General features: G+C 43.7%; 28 protein-coding genes, 1 pseudogene and 1 riboswitch. Of the genes and pseudogenes, 7 read left to right on the plus strand and 22 right to left on the minus strand.

Features of this window, described 5'->3' with window-relative positions:
- The first annotated feature begins 56 nt into the window (after positions 1-56).
- A complete protein-coding gene (locus GC096_RS12675) occupies positions 57-956 on the plus strand; it encodes a helix-turn-helix transcriptional regulator (RefSeq protein ID WP_171630591.1) in 900 nt (299 codons plus the stop codon).
- Positions 957-1,073: 117 nt separating this feature from the next.
- On the opposite strand, the gene GC096_RS12680 is transcribed toward GC096_RS12675, so the two are convergent.
- The 4 genes from GC096_RS12680 to GC096_RS12695 all read right to left on the minus strand — a co-directional run bounded on the left by GC096_RS12680 (position 1,074) and on the right by GC096_RS12695 (position 3,528).
- Positions 1,074-1,502 (minus strand): hypothetical protein, encoded by a 429-nt coding sequence (locus GC096_RS12680; RefSeq protein ID WP_171630592.1) that lies wholly within the window; start codon positions 1,500-1,502, stop codon positions 1,074-1,076.
- 212 nt (positions 1,503-1,714) lie between these two features.
- Positions 1,715-2,146 (minus strand): group-specific protein, encoded by a 432-nt coding sequence (locus tag GC096_RS12685; RefSeq protein ID WP_171630593.1) that lies wholly within the window; start codon positions 2,144-2,146, stop codon positions 1,715-1,717.
- 29 nt (positions 2,147-2,175) lie between these two features.
- Positions 2,176-2,631, minus strand: a complete 456-nt coding sequence (locus tag GC096_RS12690; protein WP_171630594.1) for an SRPBCC family protein — start codon at positions 2,629-2,631, stop codon at positions 2,176-2,178.
- Between the two features lie 246 nt (positions 2,632-2,877).
- A complete protein-coding gene (locus GC096_RS12695) occupies positions 2,878-3,528 on the minus strand; it encodes a CAP domain-containing protein (RefSeq protein ID WP_312886258.1) in 651 nt (216 codons plus the stop codon).
- Between the two features lie 5 nt (positions 3,529-3,533).
- A riboswitch (cyclic di-AMP (ydaO/yuaA leader) is annotated at positions 3,534-3,668 on the minus strand.
- A 169-nt stretch (positions 3,669-3,837) separates the two neighbouring features.
- On the opposite strand from GC096_RS12695, the gene GC096_RS12700 reads away from it, so the two are divergent.
- Positions 3,838-5,289 (plus strand): hypothetical protein, encoded by a 1,452-nt coding sequence (locus GC096_RS12700; RefSeq protein ID WP_171630595.1) that lies wholly within the window; start codon positions 3,838-3,840, stop codon positions 5,287-5,289.
- Between the two features lie 118 nt (positions 5,290-5,407).
- Here GC096_RS12700 and GC096_RS12705 read toward each other — a convergent pair whose 3' ends face one another.
- From GC096_RS12705 to GC096_RS12720, 4 genes are read right to left on the minus strand one after another with little or no spacing between them, the layout of a single operon-like run.
- Positions 5,408-5,863: a hypothetical protein gene (locus GC096_RS12705; protein WP_171630596.1), complete on the minus strand. Its 456-nt coding sequence runs from the start codon at positions 5,861-5,863 to the stop codon at positions 5,408-5,410.
- Positions 5,850-6,647 (minus strand): hypothetical protein, encoded by a 798-nt coding sequence (locus GC096_RS12710; RefSeq protein WP_171630597.1) that lies wholly within the window; start codon positions 6,645-6,647, stop codon positions 5,850-5,852. The genes GC096_RS12705 and GC096_RS12710 overlap by 14 nt, the downstream gene beginning before the upstream one ends.
- The gene (locus GC096_RS12715) at positions 6,644-7,168 is read right to left on the minus strand and encodes a hypothetical protein (RefSeq protein WP_171630598.1); all 525 of its coding nucleotides are present in this window, start codon (positions 7,166-7,168) and stop codon (positions 6,644-6,646) included. Before GC096_RS12715 ends, GC096_RS12710 begins: the two co-directional genes overlap by 4 nt.
- Entirely contained in the window at positions 7,155-7,508 is a 354-nt protein-coding gene (locus GC096_RS12720; protein WP_171630599.1) for a hypothetical protein, read from the minus strand. The genes GC096_RS12715 and GC096_RS12720 overlap by 14 nt, the downstream gene beginning before the upstream one ends.
- Before the next feature lie 315 nt (positions 7,509-7,823).
- Between GC096_RS12720 and GC096_RS12725 the strand changes: the two genes are divergently transcribed.
- The gene (locus GC096_RS12725; RefSeq protein ID WP_171630958.1) at positions 7,824-8,354 is read left to right on the plus strand and encodes a DUF84 family protein; all 531 of its coding nucleotides are present in this window, start codon (positions 7,824-7,826) and stop codon (positions 8,352-8,354) included.
- 167 nt (positions 8,355-8,521) lie between these two features.
- Here the strand turns inward: GC096_RS12725 and GC096_RS12730 are convergent, their stop codons facing one another.
- The 4 genes from GC096_RS12730 to GC096_RS12745 all read right to left on the minus strand — a co-directional run bounded on the left by GC096_RS12730 (position 8,522) and on the right by GC096_RS12745 (position 10,872).
- The gene (locus GC096_RS12730; RefSeq protein WP_171630600.1) at positions 8,522-8,953 is read right to left on the minus strand and encodes a hypothetical protein; all 432 of its coding nucleotides are present in this window, start codon (positions 8,951-8,953) and stop codon (positions 8,522-8,524) included.
- 371 nt (positions 8,954-9,324) lie between these two features.
- Positions 9,325-9,669 (minus strand): zinc ribbon domain-containing protein YjdM, encoded by a 345-nt coding sequence (locus tag GC096_RS12735; RefSeq protein WP_171630601.1) that lies wholly within the window; start codon positions 9,667-9,669, stop codon positions 9,325-9,327.
- Positions 9,670-9,744: 75 nt separating this feature from the next.
- Positions 9,745-10,344 (minus strand): DUF2238 domain-containing protein, encoded by a 600-nt coding sequence (locus GC096_RS12740; protein ID WP_171630602.1) that lies wholly within the window; start codon positions 10,342-10,344, stop codon positions 9,745-9,747.
- A 165-nt stretch (positions 10,345-10,509) separates the two neighbouring features.
- On the minus strand, positions 10,510-10,872 hold the full coding sequence (locus tag GC096_RS12745; RefSeq protein ID WP_171630603.1) for a c-type cytochrome: 363 nt from the start codon (positions 10,870-10,872) through the stop codon (positions 10,510-10,512).
- A 176-nt stretch (positions 10,873-11,048) separates the two neighbouring features.
- On the opposite strand from GC096_RS12745, the gene GC096_RS12750 reads away from it, so the two are divergent.
- From GC096_RS12750 to tatA, 4 genes are read left to right on the plus strand one after another with little or no spacing between them, the layout of a single operon-like run.
- Positions 11,049-11,825, plus strand: a complete 777-nt coding sequence (locus tag GC096_RS12750) for a gluconate 2-dehydrogenase subunit 3 family protein (protein ID WP_171630604.1) — start codon at positions 11,049-11,051, stop codon at positions 11,823-11,825.
- 32 nt (positions 11,826-11,857) lie between these two features.
- The gene (locus tag GC096_RS12755) at positions 11,858-13,579 is read left to right on the plus strand and encodes a GMC family oxidoreductase (protein WP_171630605.1); all 1,722 of its coding nucleotides are present in this window, start codon (positions 11,858-11,860) and stop codon (positions 13,577-13,579) included.
- 40 nt (positions 13,580-13,619) lie between these two features.
- Entirely contained in the window at positions 13,620-14,360 is a 741-nt protein-coding gene (gene tatC, locus GC096_RS12760) for a twin-arginine translocase subunit TatC (RefSeq protein WP_171630606.1), read from the plus strand.
- 57 nt (positions 14,361-14,417) lie between these two features.
- On the plus strand, positions 14,418-14,618 hold the full coding sequence (gene tatA, locus GC096_RS12765; RefSeq protein ID WP_171630607.1) for a twin-arginine translocase TatA/TatE family subunit: 201 nt from the start codon (positions 14,418-14,420) through the stop codon (positions 14,616-14,618).
- A gap of 250 nt (positions 14,619-14,868) precedes the next feature.
- Here tatA and GC096_RS12770 read toward each other — a convergent pair whose 3' ends face one another.
- From GC096_RS12770 to GC096_RS12810, 10 genes and pseudogenes are all read right to left on the minus strand, one after another.
- Positions 14,869-15,888: a LacI family DNA-binding transcriptional regulator gene (locus tag GC096_RS12770; RefSeq protein ID WP_171630608.1), complete on the minus strand. Its 1,020-nt coding sequence runs from the start codon at positions 15,886-15,888 to the stop codon at positions 14,869-14,871.
- 107 nt (positions 15,889-15,995) lie between these two features.
- Positions 15,996-16,313 carry a MocE family 2Fe-2S type ferredoxin gene (locus GC096_RS12775; RefSeq protein ID WP_216626107.1) on the minus strand — a complete coding sequence of 106 codons (318 nt, stop codon included), beginning with the start codon at positions 16,311-16,313 and terminating at the stop codon, positions 15,996-15,998.
- Positions 16,310-17,413 (minus strand): fatty acid desaturase family protein, encoded by a 1,104-nt coding sequence (locus GC096_RS12780; protein WP_312886259.1) that lies wholly within the window; start codon positions 17,411-17,413, stop codon positions 16,310-16,312. The genes GC096_RS12775 and GC096_RS12780 overlap by 4 nt, the downstream gene beginning before the upstream one ends.
- Positions 17,414-17,665: 252 nt before the next feature.
- Positions 17,666-18,544 (minus strand): RNA polymerase sigma factor SigJ, encoded by an 879-nt coding sequence (gene sigJ / locus GC096_RS12785; RefSeq protein ID WP_171630609.1) that lies wholly within the window; start codon positions 18,542-18,544, stop codon positions 17,666-17,668.
- Positions 18,545-18,615: 71 nt separating this feature from the next.
- On the minus strand, positions 18,616-19,341 hold the full coding sequence (locus GC096_RS12790) for a class I SAM-dependent methyltransferase (RefSeq protein ID WP_171630964.1): 726 nt from the start codon (positions 19,339-19,341) through the stop codon (positions 18,616-18,618).
- 57 nt (positions 19,342-19,398) lie between these two features.
- A pseudogene (locus GC096_RS38445) lies at positions 19,399-19,929 on the minus strand (GNAT family N-acetyltransferase); the annotation flags it as partial.
- Between the two features lie 26 nt (positions 19,930-19,955).
- Positions 19,956-20,537, minus strand: a complete 582-nt coding sequence (locus GC096_RS12795) for a histidine phosphatase family protein (protein ID WP_171630610.1) — start codon at positions 20,535-20,537, stop codon at positions 19,956-19,958.
- A gap of 6 nt (positions 20,538-20,543) precedes the next feature.
- Positions 20,544-20,939, minus strand: a complete 396-nt coding sequence (locus GC096_RS12800) for a zinc ribbon domain-containing protein (protein WP_171630611.1) — start codon at positions 20,937-20,939, stop codon at positions 20,544-20,546.
- A gap of 385 nt (positions 20,940-21,324) precedes the next feature.
- Complete coding sequence (locus tag GC096_RS12805; protein ID WP_171630612.1) at positions 21,325-22,308, minus strand: Gfo/Idh/MocA family protein; 984 nt, start codon at positions 22,306-22,308, stop codon at positions 21,325-21,327.
- A gap of 38 nt (positions 22,309-22,346) precedes the next feature.
- Positions 22,347-23,255, minus strand: coding sequence for a Gfo/Idh/MocA family protein (locus GC096_RS12810; protein ID WP_171630613.1), 909 nt, complete (start codon positions 23,253-23,255; stop codon positions 22,347-22,349).
- Positions 23,256-23,432 lie beyond the last annotated feature (177 nt).

Consider the following 23,432-nt stretch of genomic DNA (forward strand, 5'->3'; position numbering starts at 1 on the left):
TAAGTGAGATAGTTATCGTATCCAATACCGAAAAACCTTCCTAAAGGAGTCTTTATATGAAAGTCTTTCAACAAGAATCGTTACCCGCTGGTCTCGAAAATGTCGTTCATGGCGGTATGCTGCCGGATGTGCAGGCATCTTTCCGGATTTTTGCCGCGCATCTTCGCAAGGTTAACGCGCAGTGGTCATTCCCCGAGCATCAACATCCGATGTTTGAGTTGAATCTTGTCGTAGATGGCTCCCAACGTATGCGCGTTGGCGACAAGCATTTTGTACAAAAGCAAGGCGATTTGGTTTGGATCCTTCCGAATGAAGTGCATGCAAGCTTGGGTGCGGTCGATGGCAATATGATGGAGTACGTGTGTGTACATGTAGAGGTAACGGATCCTTGGTTTCGTCAGCAATTAAGTCAAATTGGGCAAATTGTTCACCCCTCTGGCAGCAAAATGGAGAGCTTACTCCGTCCCATTCTTATGGATCTCGCACAAATAGCCAGAGAAAATACCTCTAGTGGACTGAGTCTAAAGCTGCAAACGATGCATGCTTCCTTTCGAATTTTCACCGCGTTAAGCGAGGTCTTACTCGATGAGGCTGTGGTTTCTAATCAGCAAACAGGAGATTCAGGCTTAGCTGCGCAGCTAGCTGCATTCATTGAGCATCAAGCATCTGCGACAATGAAGGGGCAGGAACCATTTCGAATAACGCTTATTGCGAAGCAGCTCGGGTATAGTCCCACACATTGCAATCGAGTTTTTCACAAAGCTTATGGGGTTTCCCCACGGCATTATTTGAGCACAATCAAGCTGCGTCAAGCCAAGCTCCTGCTCATGGACCCTACGCATTCAATCGAGCATATCGCCGAACAATTGGGATACAAGGATTTGTCGCAATTCAGCAAACAATTCAAACGATGGACGAATTTATCTCCCACGGCCTACAGACATCTTTCTTGGTGATCTTGCGATGGGTATTTCTGAAGAAACAATACCGGAATTCAGGCCTCCTCCGTATATGCCGCGGTATTGCCATTCAGTCAGCAACCGGTGGCAGAATTGTGGGAAGTGAATTTTCAGCTATTTTAAATTGAGTTTCACACTTATTTTCTTTGCTTCTTCTGTCACTAGTTGAATCGAGTAGCTTCCACTCACTCCATTAAACTCGATGAGTCCACTGCTTGATGGAGAGATTACTTTCTCCCATTGTACGAGATTCATGTTCACTACTTGCAGGGTTACATTCCCGGATTCGACCGTTGATTCATAAGGAATACTGACTTTCCCAGCGGTTTTAATCGTATACTCATGAACCTTATACGTACCTTTCAAAGTCCCGATCGTAAGTTTAACGTTACCATTCACATTTGATTTACTAGTAAAAGTCGACACATTATGGCTACTAACTACCATATCTCCACCGAAAGCCACAATAAGCTTAATCGCAATCGCAGCGATGATGAAGATCACAAAACTAAGAATAAACCATTTTATTTTTTTGTTGCTCATTGGTTGAACCCCTCTATCTTTTAAAATCTAGCATATTAATCGTAACGGAACCAGGAGACACTATTTACACCAAAACAAGCAAGATTGACATCGAAAGGGAACGTCAGTACACTATATACTCGAAAACCGCCAAAATACCACGAAAACGGACAAATAGCGCACTCACGTTCCGTTAACTGGCAAAACTAGCATTTTACATAGAAATAGCGTACCTACGTTCCCTTGCTACTCAAATTAGGCATCCCCATGTTTGTTCGACCGCAACTTTTATTTATCGTTGAAACTAAATCGTCTATCGGTCCGATGATTTTATGCACCTCCGGCAGTTGATAAAATGTACTCGTTGTTTCAATATCATTTATCTCATCGTGAGCAGAATACATAAAAATAGCCTTCCCTGCTCCTAATGCAAGTCCTAACTCGACATGGCTTCCCTTACCCGCTGGCAGCATGATGATAAAGAGATCCGCACGCAATACGGCTTCTTTCTCTTTCGCACCGATCGCCGCGAGCTCTTGAAGTGATTCTATACTTGTAAGCGTCGTCCAATCGTAGGTTTGAATATATCCCATAGACTTCAACTGCTGCGCAACATTTCGGACGTTGTCGATGTTTTTGAAACTGGATGCAAGATAGAATTTCAATTGGATCCCCTCTCTTCTTTTCTCCCTACTTACTTTCGCTCAGCTAAAATTTTCAACTGCTCATTCCGATAGTTTAAAAATCGTGTCATATAACTCCTCAACACAACCCTCTCAACGATCCAGCCGACCCAGCCCATCGGGGCCTCAAAACTTAACGTATCTTTCATCAAAGTTTTATCACCTAAATCGATAAATTCGTGCTCATGCCTCATACTTTTAAAAGTACCCTGCAACATTTCATCAACAAAGCGATAAGGTCGAACATAATCCGAAATGAGTGACTTGTGTTTTTGCCTAATGAAGAAATGTCTCGCCTCAAAAGTAACCGTATCCCCTCCACTAATCATGCCTATTGTCGTTCCAGCTATCGCTCGTTCCTTGGTATGTGGCCAAACAGTCCGCGTATGTATATCAATATTCGTTGCCATGTCAAAGCAATCTTCAATAGCTGCTTCAATCTCGATTTCTGTGAAAATCTTAATCACTGGATGCACCTCAATATTCTTTCTATATCAATTTAGATTTTCAGCTACATAATACGATCCTTGCCGATCCATATCATATATAATACCATCACATACAATTAGTAGGTTGGATTTATTGGATTCTATCCATTGTTGCGGAACGTCGTTCCCTAACTCCGTACAGATGACCCACACTGAAGCGTTAATACAAAAAAAACAGCCTCCCCAAGGGAGACTGCCACAATCCACGATTTCACGTAACTTAACTTAATTACTTATAAATTCCTGTACCCACTCACCGTTGTAATAACCCACGCCAATTTGGGTGTAGTTCGGACTCAAGATATTCGCTCTATGACCTGAACTGTTCATCCATGCTGTCATGACAGCATCAGGCGTTTGTTGACCTTTGGCGATGTTTTCACCCGCGTAGGAATAAGGAATGCCATAGGAGCTCATCATATCAAAAGGTGACCCGTACGTTGGCGAAGTATGATCGAAATAGCCGTTATTGTACATGTCTTTCGCTTTATCCAGTGCCATCGCGGTAAGTGCGCTATTGCTGGTCAAAGGCTTCAATCCAGCTTTCGTTCTCTCCTGGTTGACTAAGGTAACCACTTGGCTAGCGAAATTGGATTGCGTCGGTGCTGGCGTAACCTGTGGTTTAGTCGCAACAGTCGTACCCGTGCTTCCTGGGATGTTGAGCTTCATGCCAGACCAAATCATGTTCGGGTTGGCTATCTGCGGATTCGCCTTGATCAGCGAAGTAAGGCTGACGCCATACTTCTTAGAGATTAACCACATAGTATCGTTGCCTGCTACCGTATGCGTTCCCGTAGAAGCAAATGCTGCGTTAGCCCCCATCAAGAAGGTTAAACCTAATGCTCCTGTAACTACAAGCTTCTTGTAACTTTTCACTATAAACCTCTCCTTTTTGCGGCCTGCGAGGTTAGCTGTCGGATTCGGATCAAAGAGTAATCACCCGGCCGCGTATAACGCGACTTCACCCCAAAGATTGGTTCCCCCGTGCTTCAAAAAAGCTTCGGCCTTCTAAGTTTTGGATCCAGCTTGGATCTCAACGATTGTAACATGAGAAATCTGTGAGATCATGACTCAAAATTTACCATCATCAACACGATCTGGATATATCCTCCTCCATTCATACAACTTTTCTCACCATCTCGCGTCTAATCAGTAGCAATACTAACTTAGAAAAGGGTGATGGTTTTGAAGAAATTTGCTATAAAATGCTCGATTGTCATTCTCGGATTAATGAGCGGATTGTTACCGTTACTTCCCATGCAAGCTTCAGCAAGCGTATCTGTGAAAGCATCTCTGCCTTATTTTCCAATTCAAATCAATGGTAAAGACATGGATATTACCCATAGCCAATACCCGTTTCTGGTGTATAAAGACATCACTTACCTACCCATGACGTGGAATAATTTCCAAACGCTCGGCATTGAATACAACTGGAGTGAATCCGATGGATTGCAGATTTGGTCAAATCGGAATTTCCCTCCACCTATTCATCAAAACCCGCTTGAACAGGATCTAACAACCAAGAATAATGCAAATAGTTACTCTGTCCAGGTTTCTGATGTGCCCATCACGATGAATCAAATAGAAATCAATAATAAAACAGAGCCCTACCCTTTTCTAACGTATCGAGATGTGACTTATATGCCTTTGACTTGGCGATTTGTCCATGATCTGCTTCAGATTGACATCCAATGGAGTGATGATGAAGGGCTATCGCTAGTTGGTGGGCAAAATGCTATCTATTCCATCATTGGTGACGATGATCGTTCGTTATATTTCTACTCCTTGCTTTCCGCGGACCGTACAAAATCCATGCTTAAGATGGATAAAAGCAACTATCAAATCGAATGGAAAAACAATGAAGAACAAGATCAATTCATCAAAGGACTTTCTACGTCTCCCCATCCATTTGCTGGTAAACCAGTAGAATTAGTGCGCAAAGATCGTGATTTGTACTACGATAATGTAAAAGTACACACACTTACAGACTCCGATGTATGGGAATCGGCAGACTGGGGAGCACCTGTCCCAACTTACTCGGTATTCCCGGCAGGCGATCAACGGGTGATCATATCCATTAATTTGACCTTGCCGATTGCCGCTATTGGGCCAAATTATGGCACGACGTATACATTTCTTATTCAAAATGGGAACGTGACCCGACTCGGAGATTTCAATCAAAAGCTAGACCGCGTCATTCCGAATCCAGATGGTACTGTGTGGATTGCTTCTGCCAAATTACCTAGTCGAAATGGCTTTATATCGGGTAGTGCCCGTGTTGGCTTGCTGGACCAAGAAGGAACTCTTCACATGGTCAATGAACGGCTTCATGAGTTAGATGTTAATGCATTAGGTATAACAAACCTTTCATTGTCCAATCCAGCATCCGCCGATGGAAGCCTTTATATCGTACTGAATGGTGTTTCGAATAAGGATTATGCTATGCAAGACACGGCAGGGCTGTACACTCTGAATACCAAATTAGAAACAAAACGTTTATCCGACTATGTTTTTGGCGACTATTATTTGGATAAGAACAGAAACATTTTCATTAAACATCGCAACAATACGATTGAGAATCTGAGTACTGGTGAGATGCGAACGTGGTTTGATTATGAATTAGCCAAAATGAAATAAGACTACGCGTTGTAGTGAGAAGAAAGAGGCTAATGGATATGCATCCATTAGCCTCTTTCTAATTTGTGCAAGACAGCAAAAAAAAGCTTGAAAACTCAAGCTTGTCATATGTTCTATTTTAAAATTTGCCTACGGATAGCGCTTGGTATTCCCACAACACATGCTGTACCTCTTTAAATCGTTCCTCATGGCATTGGATAATGACAGCAAGCTCGGGTAATCGCTCTTTTTTGCGAATAACATGTTTAAGTAGCTTCGTTTGTATGTAGCGTGTGATACAATACCCTATCATAAATCCACAAATGGCGCTTATAACTCCCCAAATAATGGGACCCCAATACAGAATGAAGCCGAGACTAATTCCAATGACAGTGACTGCCGTGGATGTTGCCATACCCACCTCAAAGGCCAGCGTTTTCTTGTTCGGATTTGAATTGTAATTATGATCTGGTATGTCCATATAGTTATCCATCATGATTGTCATGATTTCATTACGAGCTAGACCCATCTGTTCAAGTACAGCTAGTGCTTCCTCCACTTCTATCGAGTGCTCAAAAGTACTAATGATCAGCATGCGGGTCATTCTCCTTCTCAAACAGACGTAATGGAAAATGTGGATACTTTTCTGCTAAATATTGCTTCTGCTCTAGACGAAAAAGTCGATTATGATCTTGCGCTGTCATACATGCGTCATATACAGAGCCTCCAATGACTGACGGCATAAATAATAGCCAATGTGGATTTAGTAGTGCAGTCGATTTGGATAACTTACCAAGTATCAGATAAAGGACGGCTTCGTGTGATCGTGACATGGTCATATAAATAAACCACCAGAGTACCCCATAGAATCCTAAAGCAATTCGGTTATTATATAACTGGCCGAGTCCAGGAAAAACAAAGGAACAGACCATAGCTGCCCCAGGTCTTTTGAAGCTAATATTCGTGATCGTCCACGGTTTAATGAGGTTGGACGTAATTCTTGCTCCTTCAAGTTTTGCCAGATGGTATTGCTTATTCGCATCGATCGCTTTGAGATAACTATCCCATATCGCGAACAAGTAAACGATGGCATAGGCAAATGCCCATCTTGGCTCAATAACTTGTGCAGCCAACTCGAATTGCCCACTGAAGGAGTAATAGATCGCCTCATTGATTCTAGCAAGTGAATTGATGGCCACTTCCCATGCTGATAACAGAAATCCGCGTATAAATTGGTGGAGCAGGAAATGACCGAATCCAGGAAAGGAAGCTGACCACCACGCTATTATCTTCGGATCCTGCCAACGCAGGCTGGTTAAACCGTCCAAACTTAATAGAGCCTGCTGTCTCCGTGGCGGATGGTCTTGTAAAGAACTCAAGTTCGATCGATTCTCCTTGTCGATTGAGATTTTTGATCAATCCAATGCTTTTTCAGCTTGGTAAATACAAGAACACACAGCATCTGCACGATGAGATACACGCAAAAGGAATAACTTAGTTTCCAGTGTCGGTACTGAAATACATCAAAATAAACATTCAAAGCTTCAAAGGCTGTTCCTATTAACGAGCAACATAAAATATAGACAGGAATCATCAACCCACGAATACGGAACTTGATGTAGTAATAAGCAAAAAAATAACCAAAAACAGGATATAAACACCAAGTTAGAATATCTGCAAGATCGAAATACGGATAAATATTCGTGTTATAGAGGTCAAACGGTGGTACGGCAATGATCGTGTCCAAACTTTTGGCCGTATTCAGACTGAAAAGCATCATGATGATACTTACAGATTTGGGCATGTTACTTGGAAGAAACCACATGAAACCATAACTTAACACGAGACATACGAGTGTAAATAGCGTATTCCTTTGCAATAACACATCAAGTTGACTCAAATGGTATTCCTTCCTTTCGCATAATCAACCGATACACTAGCAGTGCAAGTCCTGTGCAAATAAGGAGCAAGACGCTTTCCAAATATGACCAAGATACTTTCCACTGTTCAGAGTAGTGAACAATTCCTAAGCTATGCATCCAAAATTTCAAGAACATTTGAAAGATTGAGAAAATAAAGATGGACAACATCTTGTACAATAATCCATGTGTTTTTACAAACTGCTCCATGGCCACTATCACAATAATCGGCGTAACTACTTGTTGAGATACGATTCTTAAGATGATATCCGGTAACCGAAGCGAAGGAATCAATAACTGATAATTCAAGGTGATAATCATAAAGTAGACACCCTGCAGTAAAAGTACAATTAACCAGCAAAAGATCGTTTCGAACAGTTGCAACCTTCGCTTTGTAACGAAAAAGGCAATAGTCGTAAGGATATAACATGTAAGGAGTAGAATATTTCCCATGACTGCAGCACCATTGTCCCCTTCATCAACTCATGTTTTTAACAAATATGCCCAACTTTGCACACATTTAGTACCGAGCAGAAAAAGCGCACCTTGACACTAATCTTAATAGAAATCAAAACATGATATACTAGACTTATTGTTTCCGTTGATCTGTTTTGGGAAAGTTAGGAGTGATGACAACTGTTTGACAAAAAAGTAAGAATCGCTTTAGGTACAAAAAATCAAGCAAAGCGAGCTGCTGTGGTAGCGGCTACGGGGATAGAACCGATTTGTCACGCTGTCCCTTCTGGTGTTTCTGACCAGCCAATGACGGAAGATGAAACCATTCTTGGTGCGATCACACGGGCCAAGAATGTGCTTAAGGCAGAGCCTGAAGCCGACTTTGGACTTGGACTTGAAGGTGGCCTTACATTCGACAGCATCCATACGAGGCAGTGGTACCTCTTCTCTGTTTGCGCCGCTTGGGATGGGCTTCAGCTTTACGTCGGCAAAGGGTTATATTTCCCTATTCCCCAAGAAATTGGAGAGAAATTAATACAAGGTGGAACCGAACTTCGCCACATCATCGATGAAATGAGCAGCACGGTCGGGAGTAATCATAAAGAAGGCGCTTATGGTTTATTTACGAATGGTCGAATTACACGAAGTGATGTATTTCGGGATGCGGTCCTTGCAGCACTGACACCTTTTCAATCCACGTTTTATAAGTAAAAGTAGGCCAAAGTAAATTGAAAGAGGGCTACCCCCAAGTAGATGATTCTACTTAAAGGTGCCCTCTTTGTTTTACTTATAGATGGGTGCAATGCGGTCATACATGAACACAATGAGAATGAGCAAAGCCCATATTAGCTTACTTTTGAATAGGTTTCGTACTCGCTTCATACGTCCTCCGTAGTAATCATATCCGCTTGAGAAACATCCTCAATGTCATCTTCCAAACTATTGATTGTAAGCAAAGCACTAGTCCGTTTACCTACTAGTAATTCGACGGATTGATTGAGATGAAAGTGTTCATATTCTGTTGCTTTTACACGCACTTTCATTAGCTTTCCATTTGGTTTTCGAATATGAATACGGAATTCTTCGATAAATTCTACGTTAGCCACTATTTTCTCCGCGTCTTTTTGGATGAGATCTATACTAATAATGACAGCTAGAATAAGAAATAGTCCCAGACAAAAACTGAAAATAACAATAAAACCAACTGGGCGATGGTCGCCAATATTAATGATGAGTTGTACCAAAGATAAGAAGAAAAACATACAAACACTAACAAGTTGAGATTTTAATGATCGTTCGTATAGTTTCACAGTTAGCCCCCCTCCATAAATAGTATTCGCGAAAAGCCTCCTATTCCCTTTTTATGCCTGGTATGGAACAATCAATCCAAAAAATAAAAAGCCCGCTAGAGCTTCTTAAGCTCCAACGGGCAGCATTCAACTTTTAAAGTTTTAACGAGCTTTCCTTTTCCGCTTATGAAATACAAACCAAGCGACTCCGATCGTTCCAGCCGCGAGCACAGCGCTAAACAAGAGAATGTAACTAAGATGAAATAGTTGCAACGGATCCCCTCCTCTGTCGATCACCCTTATCATTCCTGCTCTATTTAAGATGAGTCACACGATGCTAAACTATCCCTTATTCAAAGAAAAAAGACCCGCACGTCGTACGGATCCCCCTCTTACATCTTTTTAACAAACTCAGACTTTAACTTCATAGCGCCGAAATCATCGATTTTACAATCAATATCATGATCGCCTTCGACTAAGCGAATGTTTTTCACTTTTGTACCCATTTTGATAACGGATGAAGTCCCTTTGACTTTCAAATCTTTGATGACCGTAACGGAATCCCCATCTTTCAATACATTACCGTTCGCGTCTTTGACCACTTTCTGATCATCGCCATTCTCATCTTCGCTGACTGATGACGACCACTCATGCGCACACTCCGGGCACACCAGTAAATTTCCATCTTCATACGTATACGCAGATTGGCATTTCGGGCAGTTAGGCAACTCTTCCATGCTGTCAATTCCTCCATTCAATAGTGCTAATAGTGCCACAAACGAAGTGAAATGACAAGGTAAGTTCTGCCAGAATTATTTTATATCAACCAAAGGAAGTGACCGATTCCTAGCTTTCAAGGCCAAATAACAAGCCGTCAAAATCGCTCCTATTGTTCCACAAATGATGTCTGTCATCGTATCGAGCAAGCTGCCATTCTGTGAATCAAGCCCGAAGAGATGGTCTGTCGCGAACTCATATATCTCCCAAACTCCCGCCATCGCGATGGAAAAGAACAAGCACAGCCACACCGCGACATGCGGTGAAGGTGGTTCAGCCCCCTCTTGATGATTCGATGCTTTGCTATATATCAATAAACCGATGAAACAGAGGATCACGCCCGAGAAGAGATGCTCGATTTTATCTAGATAAGGGATGACGCCGTAATATCCGAATTCATTCGCAAGGAACATCGTGACAAAAATAAACAACAGCACACAGAAACGCAGCGATGTAAACATGGTCGTCTTCGTCCATTTGACGATAAGTCGAATGAGTTGAAGCACAGCCACAATGAGCACCGCTTGGAACATTTTCGCCCCGTTTCCTTTTACAAGAAAGTAAACAAAGCAACCAACTGCCAGTACATACATAGCAAACTCAAAGAGATCATTCCACCGATCTTTGCCCTTCATCTGGTTCATCTCCCTATTGCTTATTGAAAAGGAAGCACCTTTAACGGGTATTTTTCCTATTACTTATTTATCCTATGCCTTTATTTAAATGAAATGAATGACTCTCTAAACACGAAAAAAATCCCGCCTAGCCGTTTTACAGCGAAGGGCGGGTTTCATTGCTGACTATTTTTTGTCTGCAAGCCATGTAGATAACGAACTGATTTCATCATCGGATAGCTTTCCTTTAAAAGCAGGCATTGCACCCTTCCCATTCGCGATGATCGCGGTGAGTTGTTCCTTCGAGTACTTTCCACCAACCTTCTGGAGACTCGGTCCGACTAAACCCTCCAAATTGGCGCCATGACAGCTGACACAATTGGCCTTAAATACAGTCTGCGCATCAGCTTTAGTCGTTGTTCCTGTACTTGCTGATGCTGTTGGCGCGGTTGTTGTTCCTGCACTTGGGCTAGGTGTTGTATTACTTTTTCCGCAAGCCGATAACGCTCCAGCAAGCAAAAGGGTGAGGACTACGATCTTTCTGTTCATGAGTATGCTTCTCCTCACATTCATAGGTTCAAAACCATGGATAGAAATCGGAAACCTACCACTACATTTCCCCCGTTTCCATATTTTCATGCAACTCATGCATAGGAAATACACTTACAGATCAACATATCCATAACTACCCAGAAGTACATAAAATTCCATGGAGGTATGACAAGTTGGCTGACAAAAACACGAACAATCATACGCCTGATCACTCACGTCGCCGTTTTCTCAAGTACACCGGAACTGCCATTGGTGGCGTCGTGGTTGGTGGCGTCATTGGAAGCGCAGTATCTGGAGGGTTTAAGAAAGATACTACCCAGACTTCTCCTTCGCCTTCCGTAAGTCCGAAACCACAAGTCACGGCAGATTACAATCAAGCGCCAATGTTCTTCAATCAAACCCAACTGCAAATTACAGAAGCCGCAGCAGAGCGCATCTTTCCTAAGGACGACAGCGGACCTGGAGCTGCAGAACTAGGCGTTGCTTTTTTTATTGACCATCAGCTAGCCAGTCCTTGGGGTGTGAATGCCCGCACCTATCGGATGGGACCGTTTGTGAAAGGTGAAGTCACACAGGGGGATTACCTCAGCATTCAACGCCATGAACTCATTACAATGGGGCTAAATAGCCTTGAAGAAACAGCCAAAACCAAATATGCAAAAGGCTTCGTAGAAATTAAACCTGAAGAACAAGATGCGATTCTGACCTCCATGGAAAAAGGTGAAATCAGCGTCGTGAATGGGATTACAGGTAAAACCTTTTTCAACCTATTTCGCGTACTCGTGATGGAAGGTGTCTACTCGGATCCCTTATATGGCGGGAATAAGAATATGGCTGGCTGGAAAATGCGTAAGTACCCAGGCAACCAAATGACCTATAGTAACATGATTGATAAGGATCAATTCGTCGTCATGGAACCTCGGAGCTTGCACGATCATTTCGTTCATTAAGGTACAAATCTCACGAAGGAAGGAATATGTTGATGGCTACTAAAATGCCGAAAGTCCCCGTTGTCATTGTTGGAATGGGATGGGTCGGGGGAATTATCGCAGCGGAATTAACGAAACAAGGTGTTAAAGTTGTTGGCCTAGAACGCGGAAAGCCGCGCAGTACAGCAGATTATTATATGGTGCATGATGAGCTTCGTTACGCTTCTCGTTATGATCTCATGCAGGATTTGTCCAAAGAAACCGTCACTTTCCGCAATACGGAGAAAATGGCCGCTGTGCCGATGCGGGAGTATGGCTCCTTCTTGCTCGGGGAAGGTCTCGGCGGTGCAAGTGTCCACTGGAATGGACAAACGTATCGTTTTCTCCCATACGATTTCGAGATTTACAGTAAAACGGTTGAACGTTACGGGAAGCAGAAAATCCCTGAAGGCATGACGATCCAGGATTGGGGCATCACGTATGATACGTTAGAGCCCTATTTTGATAAATTCGAGAAATTGGCTGGTATTTCTGGTGATGCTGAGCAGAATCCACTTGTAGGCAAGCGTTCCGCTCCGTTCCCGACCAAACCGATGGTGAAAACGCCGATCTTGAAATTGTTCGAAGATGCGACCAAAAAACTCGGCTACCATCCCTATATGATGCCTTCGGCTAACTTGTCGGAGCAATATACGAACCCTGATGGCATTACCCGTGCAGCCTGTCAATATTGCGGTTATTGCGAACGGTTTGGTTGTGAGTATGGGGCCAAAGCGGATGTGATCGTGACCTCGCTCCCTATTGCACAAAAATCCGGCAATTTCGAGTTACGCTCTTACTCCAATGTGACTCAGGTCCTCAATGATGGTAAAAAAGCGAGCGGCGTTGTTTATGTGAATACTGTTACGGGAGAGCAATTCGAGCAGCCCGCGGATGTCGTCATCATGGCCAGCTATGTATTTAACAACATTAAGCTTCTGCTCACTTCCAAATTGGGTAAACCCTACGATCCTGCCTCAGGAAAGGGAGTTATCGGTAAAAATTACTGCTACCAAACGAACGGCGGGGGTGCGACAGGCTTTTTCGATGAAAAGCAGTTCAACTTGTACGCCGGAGCTGGTTCCCTCGGCATGGAGATTCCTGATTTCAATGGGGATAATTTCGACCATACGAATCTGAATTTCATCCATGGCGCTGGCATTCGGATTTCGCAAACCGGCCAACGTCCGATTGCGACTAACTCCGTTCCCAAAGGTACACCGGCCTGGGGGAAAGATTTTAAACAGAAGTCGCTGAAATACGCCAACAGTGTATTGTCTGTCTCCCCACAGGGCAGCAGCATGCCATGGAAACATCATTATGTGGATTTGGATCCGACTTATAAGGATGCTTATGGTCTGCCACTGCCTCGGATCACCTTCGATTTTGAAGAGCAGGATCGGCAAATGATCAAATTCGTTGCTGGTAAATCGGCAGAAATTATGAAGGAAATGAACCCAACGACCATTGGGTCATCGGATACGTTAGCAGCATACAACATTGTTCCGTATCAATCGACCCACAATACAGGCGGCGTAATTATGGGGTCAGACCCCTCCACCTCTGCGGTTAACTCGTATTTGCAAATGTGGGATGCCGAGAATGTGTTCGTCGTAGGCGCTTCCGCATTCGCTCACAACAGTGGCTACAATCCAACAGGTACAGTTGGCGCTTTAGCTTACCGCGCTGTGGATGGTATTTCCAAATATTTGAAACAAGGTGGAAGTGTCGTTTAGTGCTGGCAGCCCACACGTTTCATGATAAAGGAGGAATGACATGGAGCAAGAAGATTGGATCTTACATTTGACAGAGGTTCGCAAGCGATTGCTCATCGTGTTCGCCTGGTTCATCGTTACCCTATGTGTGGGCTTGTACCTCTCGTCTGATATCCTTCTGTACTTGAAATCACAGCCATTGATCGGAGAAATCAAGTGGAATGTGTTTTCGTTCACGGATGGGCTGATGATTTATATGAAATGCGCGTTTCTGTTCGCCGCTTTATTTACGGTTCCCGTTGTTCTCTACCAAGCATGGGTGTTCGTGAAGCCAGGTCTTACCGAAAGCGAATCCAGGAGCGCACTTCCCTACATCCCCGTCGCTTTTGCGTTATTCATCATCGGGGTTTCGTTCAGTTATTGGGTCGTTTTCCCGATGATGATGCGCTTTATGATCCGAATGAATCAATCCATTGGCGCTGTGGAGACGTATGGGATTGATCGATATTTTGCTTTCCTGTTTCAAATTGTCATTCCGATGGCCATCGCATTTGAGCTGCCTGTGGTTCTCCTGTTTTTGACGAAAATAGGGCTCTTAACGCCTCAGATTCTGAAAATGTCCAGGAAATATGCCTATATCGCCCTCACCATCACCGGCTCATGTATCTCGCCGCCTGATATGATTTCACACTTATCGGTCACTGTACCGTTAATTCTCCTGTTTGAAATCAGCGTATTGGTTGCCGGCTGGCAATGGCGAGCTATGCAACGTGTTGCGAAATTGAACCTGATTGAAGATTAAGAGAAGAGAACAGTAAAAGAACAGTAAAAGAAAAGACAAAGAAAGAGGATGATCGCAATGTTCAACAATATTGGAGTATCAGGATTAATCTTAATTCTGGCTATCGCTTTAATTGTCTTCGGACCTTCCAAGCTACCGCAGCTCGGCCGTGCATTCGGAGATACGCTTCGTGAGTTCCGTAACTCAACTCGGAATATCATGGAGGAAGGCGAACATGACCATTTGATCGAAAATGAAGGCAAAAAGCCGCCTCTATAGAGGCGGCTTCAACTTAACTGCATCTGTAGTGATGTTTTTCATCACAATAAGCCATGAAATCAAGCTTAGGCTGGTTCTTTTGCTGCTTTAGTGATGTTTTTCATCACTAATGGCGCTGAAATCAGGCTGGGGTTGGTTTTTTTGCACATGTAGTGATGTTTTTCATCACTACAGCAACTCCACCCATGCTGCCGTGGATAATTTCACCGTGCAAATGATGCTGAGGTGCTCAGAACCCCCTCAGATCTAGTTAGAGACTTTCCGCGATCATAATACTCGTATCGGTATACTGAAATTCATGGTCAGGCTTCTTCCCAGTGAAGATGAGATCGTACAATATTCGCAGGGAGCGATAGCCTTGCTGGATCGGATTTTGCATAATGGTAAAATCAATAACACCCTCTCGCAGTCCTTGCTCAACTTCAGGCATCAAATCATTGCATACGATGCGGAGCTGACCACCCTTCCCTGCCAATTTCACCGCATCGATACATGCCCCTGCATCACCTGTTGCCATATAAATGCCATCCAAATCAGGATACCTCTGCAGTGACTCATTCAGCTTGCGAAATGTATCTTCGTAGCGATCATATCCTTCAATGACATCAACAATCTCGATCTCACTCTGGATTAATTTCTCTTTAAAATACTGAACTCGCATGCGATGCGCATGGAATTTCATATTGGCCACGACAACTAGCACCTTGGCTTTGCCTGTGAACATACGGGTCATCAATCCTGCCGCGATTTCACCGCTTTTCCCCAGATCCTGACCCACAAAACAGCTCCGCTTCGAGTTCTCGACGTCAGAATTAAACGTAACCACTGGAATGCCTTGTTCAATCGCCTTATCTATGCTTGCTCGGTTAACTTCATCATCAATAGCTGAGAATAGTATGCCGCTTGCACCATTTGCAATCAGCGTCTGAATGGCTCTCGCACCCTCATCTGGCAGCTGATTATTGATATACACATACTCTAAACAAATACCTAGCCCCTTCAGCTCATCTTCTGCAGCATGAATCCCTTTGCGAATGTCATCAAAGAACGAAATTTCTTTCGGAGGCATCACGATACCTATTTGAATCGGTTTTCTATTGTAAGCAAGTGCCTTCGCAGCCACATTGGGCACATACTGAAGCTCATCTGCAATCGCAAGAATACGTTCTCTAATTTCAGGCTTTACGCCAGATCTTCCATTCAGCACTCGGTCAACGGTACCTCTGGAAACACCAGCTTGCTGGGCAATCTCTCTAATTGTAACGCTCATAGGGTTCTCCATTCACAAGGGATGGTGCAAGGCACGTAACAAGTATGATAGAAATGAAGCTCGATATCAAGTCCGCGGCATTCGCACCTTATGTTTTCTCGCCCCCGTTATACCAATTGAATAAACACCCTGCCTGCTTCAACCTTCGTCGCATAGGTTTTGAGCTTGATACACACAGGTACTCGCTTCGCCTCTCCTGTGGTGATATCGAATCGGCCGTTATGCTTCGGACATTCTATGAGGTTCCCCATCACAAGTCCCTTGGATAGATGAATTTTCTCATGTGTACAATACCCGTCTGAAGCGAAAAATTGCCCCTGTGCGTTCCGATAAATAGCGAATGTTGCTTCGCCGTGGTCAAATCGAATGACATCCTCATCTTCTAATTCATCGGTTGCACATACCTCAATCCATTCGTCCATCATATTTGTTGTCTCCTTAATGCTGATTTTTCTTCTTCACGACTAACGCCAAAATAATAAGGTTGTGCTGTTACGGGTAACGGCTTTACGACCACATAAGATGGGTCATTTTTTTGTAACCGCAGTGCTGTAACGACCTCTTTCAATGCCGCCCATAAGCTCGTGCGTGGGGTTGGGCAGTCAGCCGACATCTCTTGATGCAGTCTAGGCAACGCATGGTACGGCACCATGGGATACATATGATGTTCGGTATGATAGTTCATGTTCCAGTACAGAAATCGAAAGATCGGATTCATATGAATCGTACGTGTATTCAACCGGTGGTCCAGGACATCTTCATAAAGTCCAAGATGCTGTGTCATGCCAAAAAGGAGTACAAACAGATTGCCATAGAAAGATGGCAGAAAGATAAACATGGCGGGAAGCAGGCTACCCGTGTATAAACATGCCGCCGCAACAGCAAGGATGATCAGCATGTAGATGCGCGCTTCGCGAAATACTTTCGGAAACTCGGAAGCTGGAATATAATCTTTTTCCTGTGTTTCCAACCTTCCAATCGTGTGTAGGACAAATCGCTTGATCTCAATCTGGCCGCCATATAAATGAAATATTTGCATTAAGATGATCTTCCAAATCGGTGGTCTCTCCGTCAAAATTTCAGGGTCCCTGCCGACAATAATGGTGTCGGTATGATGCCGTGCGTGGCTCCAACGCCAAGGTGTAGCCGAACGCAATACGAAGAATGAAGCGATCTGATATACCACATCGTTCATCCAGGGCGTTTTAAAAGCAGTACCATGCCCGCACTCATGCCATCTCGAGTCACCTGGAGATGCATAGAGCACGCCATAGATGAAAAAAGCCGGAACAGCCCACCAAGTCCCCCATGATAAATACGCTAGATAGCCGAATATCAGTAATACACCAAACCAGATGATGGTGTCCCGAATCGCAGGTCCATCCTTGCGTTTCATTAATTCTTTCATTTTTGCGCGAGGAATGGGGCTAGCATACCACTCCGCACTAGCTAAACCTCGTTCTTGCGCTCGAATGCTTTCTTGGCCGGTAATACTGTAATCTCTTTTCTGAACAACAATGGCCACATGAACGCCTCCTTTTGGGTTAGAAGTGATTCGGATTTCCCGTTTCGTGCCCGAGCACGAAAATATCCAAAAAATAAAGCCACCATGGCTTAATACGATTTCCCTTTGCCTAACTTACAGTCCCGTGCTCGGGCACAACTCAATTCTAAAACATCCTCCTCACCTTTTCAAGTAGCAAAAAAGCCATGAATAGGGAATCCCCCTCTCATGACTCTGCTTCGATCTTTATTGCATCGAACACTTTTTGTGGCACTACAGGTCAGCATAAATTTGATTTAATTTATCGGGATTTCGGATGACATAGAGATGGTTTGAATGTTGCCGACCCGCAGCAAGCTCAAACAGGATAATCATCAATGGAGATTCATCCTTAACAAGAATCAAGCCGGATTGTCCATTGAACGTTACAGTCAACCAGTCTCCCTCCAGTGCCCCTTTGGTTTGAACACCTTCGAAGAATGCAGCGATGCGCTCTTTCCCGAAGATCGGATGAACGGCAGCGCTTGCCTTCCCGCCTCCATCGGATACCATCACAGCATCTTCCATAAGCAGTTGAACGAAATCATGGAAATTCCCCGTGCCTACTGCGTGAAGAAACTCCTTCACCAGAGGCTCTGTTTCACCTAATGAGCGCTCATCTTCTTCGTCAGAAATCTCATTGATTTTACTCTTGGCGCGGCTATAAATTTTGCGGCAATTCGCTTCCGTTTTCTGAAGCATATCTGAAACCTCTTCATAATCGTAACCGAGTACTTCTCTCAGTACGAAGATCGCACGCTCTACCGCGGACAGCTCTTGCAGCAATACTAAAAACGCATATGAAATCGTTTCATCTTGGATGAGACTTCCTATCGGATCTTCGCGGGATGACGTCACTTGCGGCTCAGGAAGCCATGTTCCTATGTAGGTTTCTCTTTGCTTACTAGCTGATTTCAAATAATTCAAGCACCGATTCGTCACCATTTTAACTAAATACGATTTCAAATTCGTTACATGCCCAGTGTCAGTCTTCTGCAGTGTGATAAACATGTCTTGCAGCATATCCTCTGCATCGGATACAGATCCTAACATGCGGTACGCAACTGAGAATAAAAGTTGTTTATATGTCAGATAGACGGTTTCCAATTCCATGAATGAAGCTCCCTTCCACTTTGTAGTGTAACCGCAACGCACTACCACATACATGGAATATTGAGTTCAAATTAAGATTCACTAAGCGTATTTTTTCTTACTACATAAGTAAGACAATCTGTCTTCAGTAGGATCTGTTTGCCATTGCGCTCTATGTTAAATGTCAACTTCTTTAATGTCGTGAATACAATGTCCCAACCTACATATTGTTTGTTCAACATCTCATGTAAGTGTTCTGTCGTGAGATTTAGTTCGATAAGGGGTGTTAATTCCTCCCCAGTTAACGTATCAATTTCTTGTAGATTCGAATTTACAATCAAACAATTAACCCCATTAATTTTCGTGCCCATAACTATTTGATCTAGAACTCGTTCGAAGGATTGCTCAGAGTCAACATGCTCCAGTGAAGATACGGCGACGATATAATCAAAAGTATCCGGTGCAATTTCATATTCTCCAATGTCGGAGAGATGCGTTTCGATTTGACCACGAACACCAAATTGTTCACTGTAGGCTAACAATTTCGTAAGCGCGGATGGCAGAAGGTCCACACAGACCACTTTACCCCCTTTGTGTTTCAACGCTTCTGCTATAGGAATACTATTTCGGCCAACTCCACTACCTAAATCCAAAACAGCTACATATTCATAAGCGTCAAAATAGGATAAAGCATCCATAACCGTTTTCACGGGTTTTGACAACCATGAGCCTTCTTCAAATAACTTATAGTTCTCATAACACGCATCATGATATTTTCTTTCTTCTTCCCGAATCTTTGAAATTCGTGAGTACTCCATCAACCAGCAATCTCGCAGCTCTCCCTCGTGCATCTCCCGTGCAGGCAATTCCTTCACTTTAGTAAATCCACATCGTTCATAGCATCTAATCGCTCGAAGATTCCACTGCTGCGGGTCCATGACAACGCGATCTGCTTTAAGGACATTCATCAAATAATCCACCATCGACGTTACTAACCGTTTCCCAATCCCTTGATCCCAATAGGCCGTTTCACCAATGAATTGATCCGTGCCATAGATTTTATCCGTAGATTCCGAATAGCCATAAGCGAGACGTTCTTCTTCCTCTATCTCATAAAATTGAATATAGCCGATCGGCCGATCCTCAAATTCGATAAGGCATCTGACAGCTGAATCTTCCTCCGTATAAAAGTGGGCATCCACCAAATCCCCATCGTGAGGGCGATCGCGACCTTCATAGTAGGTTAATACCAAGGGGTCATTCAGCCAGGAAACAAGCAGGTTCTTATCTCTGTGTTCAAGTTCTCGAATCGTTAACAAATCTGTTTGGTAAAGTATCATAGGAATCTCCTTTCCGATTGCTGCCCCTCTGTTGAAGTACTGTGCAATTACCGAAAGCTTGTCCATCCTCAAGAATTAGTCAGGTAGAAAACTTACTCCAACCCATCTAAATGCACAATACAATTGTATTGTAAGCATTCCCAACGGCTCTCCGTGTGACGAATTTTCGTCACGGACGTGTTATGTAAATGTTCCTCAATGTCTTCATGTGGGATCAAATCCATGAGAGTCAGACTAAGCAAAGCGCCGTGACTGACGATCAAAACCTTCTGATTCGGATGTCGCTCGATCACTTCTTGGATGAAACTCACACCGCGAGCCGCAATTTGTTGATGCGTTTCGACCCCTAAATCCAATTGGGACCAGTCTTCTCCCCATTTTGCCACACGTTCCTCAAGCGTTGTTCCTTCGATCTGACCGCAATACATTTCTCTTAATCGCTGATCCGTATTCACTTCCATTTGCTTCACATTTCCAATACATGCCGCTGTTTCTCTAGCTCGACCCAAATCACTCGCATAGATGTAATCCCAATGTTCATCCTTCATTCGCTGAGATAATAATTCGGCTTGTTTCTGACCAAGTTCATTGAGCGGAACATCTGTTTGTCCCTGTATGCGCCGTTCTGTATTCCAATCCGTTAATCCGTGTCTGATGAGTCCAATCACCGTCATTCTCTTTCAACCTCCAAATAATACATCTAGTATTGTGCCTAATGAGCCCGCTTTCTTACTATGTAACACATTCGAATCATACATTTCTACGTATCCACAGTGCAAACAGGAGACAGCTAAGAAATGATGATGCTGAATATCGAATATTTTACTTAAGCCTGTTCCCGTCATCGCGATTTCTTTTATGTGACATTCCCTATGATTACATTTGCAGCACTTGTAGTGGTGAGAGATTCGCTCTTCCAGACTCAGCTCGTCGATCTCTTCATATTCGGTTAGCTCTTCTACATCATTTTCTTCTCCATTTGGATTCAAATGGTTCGTGAGCACCTCCTGCTTGCAAGCAGGACAAACATCCTCAACCAACTGTACGTGTTCATGACACCAAGGACATTCTACCATGGTAAGTCTCCTTTCAGGAACATCTTTTACTATTCCATACATGGCAACAAATCCCTGCTTATTTTCCGAAATGGCATTCTTCCTTGTAGCAACATCAGCGTCCTCGCACAATTAGCATTAACATGAAAATGTACAGTTAAATCTGCCGTTTCCCTACCTATTTCCCAATTAACTGTAAAATGTGACGCTAATTCAGCTGTTTTGATTCATACTAGATCTGATGGGAGAAATTAACTGGAGGAAATACATCTATTGCACACACTCTGCTGTTTTACGCGAAATTAGCTACAGGAAATCCATCAATTTCAAAAGTGGAGTTGTTTCCCATTCTATGCCGGAAAGACAAAAAATAGCTGGAAGTTTCCAGCTATTTCTCCATGTGTGCCTATAGAAATTGTTCCACGCCCGTCTCGGCAGCTCGGTAAACAGCCTCAAGAGCGGCTATGACGCCTCGCGCATATTCGGGGGGACAACTCGTTTCACTTTTCGCCTCAATCGCGCTCAAAAGATCCTTATACTGCAGCTCGAATGGCGTATCCATCGGTGGCACATCGACCTGTTCATAGGCACCGCCACGACTGATCCATAAACTTACGCCAGTAACCAGCTTCAGCATTCCTAACGTACCAATGATCTCTGTTTCATTCCGAGTAGCCCCTGGATAACCGGACTGAGCAATTGATGCGGGCAGCCCTGAAGCTAGCTCCATATAGATGATGCCGCTTCCCTCTACATTTCCTCGTTTGCCATGATGGCTCACTGCAGCGCTCACTTTACGGACTGAACTGTCCATCAACCATTGAATCTTATCTATAGAGTGCGTGCCTAGATTGGCAAGTATGCCACCGCCTGATTTATCTTTTTCCAGAAACCACTGCGGCCTTGTGTCTTGGAAGTAATTCAAATGCCTGACATCATTGATCATGACAATCTCACCTAGCTCGCCACTTTCAATGATCCGCTTCGCATGAATATTCTCTGCTATATAATGCTGTGTATGCCCAATTAAGATGCGTATATCCGCTTTGTTAGCGGCTTCCATAATATCATCACATTCAGCAACATTCAAGGCCATTGGCTTCTCCAGCATCAAATGACACCCATGCTCTGCAGCGAATATAGCTGTTTCTCTATGTAGAAAATGTGGCAACGCAATGACCACGACGTCCGGTCGTTCTTGCCGAATAAGCTCTTGATAATCACGATAGTCCGTAATACCGTAGGTTTCAGCAATAGCTTGGGCTCTCTCCAGTTGAATATCCGCAACAGCACAAGCTACAAACCCGTCTGTACGACGAATTGCATCAAAATGTTGACCAGCAATAGCCCCCGCTCCCAGGACAGCTACCTTTAATTCTGCTTTTTCCATCGTTGTAATCCTCTCCTTGGGCTTCTAAGCGATCACGTCTATAAGTTCACGGTAAGTCCTGTTTCCCGACTCTCATTAGCCGCTTCCATAAAGCGAATGATTTGTAATGTTTCTTCCTCATCAATATCCGGAGTTGCACTCGCAAACATCGTCATAATTTTCTCCAAGAGACTCGCATAATAAGGCTTGGGATGTTTGTTTACATCGACAAATTGCGTATGTGATTCCCGATGTAGAAGTGCACCAAATTGCCCGTTGCCCTTTCGATTGCCGCGAATAGTACCAATAACGCCATTATCCCATACGCCAGTTATCAGATCATGATCTTCTGTAGTAGCCGCAGTCACATGCAAGCAGCCCTTGCCAAGTGCTCTAAAAAGCATTTCAACCGTATGCACACCATACCAAAACAGTCCAGGCTGTGTCGCTTGTAATGCCAAAGGACCGTAGCAGTCCATCCCGATAATGTTACTACTAGTATCTGATGCTTCTAGAGCTATCGTCAATTCCTCAGCGTATCTTAACGAGGAGCAACTCATAATAGGAATGTTATTCTCTTGCGCGATCTTGAAGATTTCACTAGCTTCAGCAGAAGATACGGTCATTGGTTTATCGATAAAAATAGGACGGCGATAGGACGCAACACGGCGGAACTGCTCCAAGTGAATTCGACCATCCACCGATGTCATCAGAATGCCATCGCAATTCGCTGCCACTTCTTCCGGTGAGTCCACAATTGCCACTCCTCGTTCGCGTAGCTGAGCAGTAAAACCTTCAATCCGGGAATAGCTCATCTCGAAATCCGGAGAACCACCAGGATAAGCAATGGTGACCTTGCCGCCAGCAACATGAAAAGGATGATCCTTATCGTTTAACATTTGTGTAAATGTAGGTGCATGCGAGGAATCAATGCCAATGATACCAATTCGAAATGTAGACTGATTCATAAATGGAACAACCTCCAAGACAGTTTAAAATGAATTTGTACTTTAATCTGTGGTCCGCTGGACCCAGAATGTCTTCCCTCTCATCATAATGAACTTCCACATAAGAGACAAGTCTTTTAATCAACCATAAACCTGAATCACGTTAGCCATTCTCATTGAAATGAAATAAAAAAATAA

It is taken from the genome of Paenibacillus plantarum (genome assembly GCF_013141695.1).
Classification (GTDB): Bacteria; Bacillota; Bacilli; order Paenibacillales; family NBRC-103111; genus Paenibacillus_E; species Paenibacillus_E plantarum.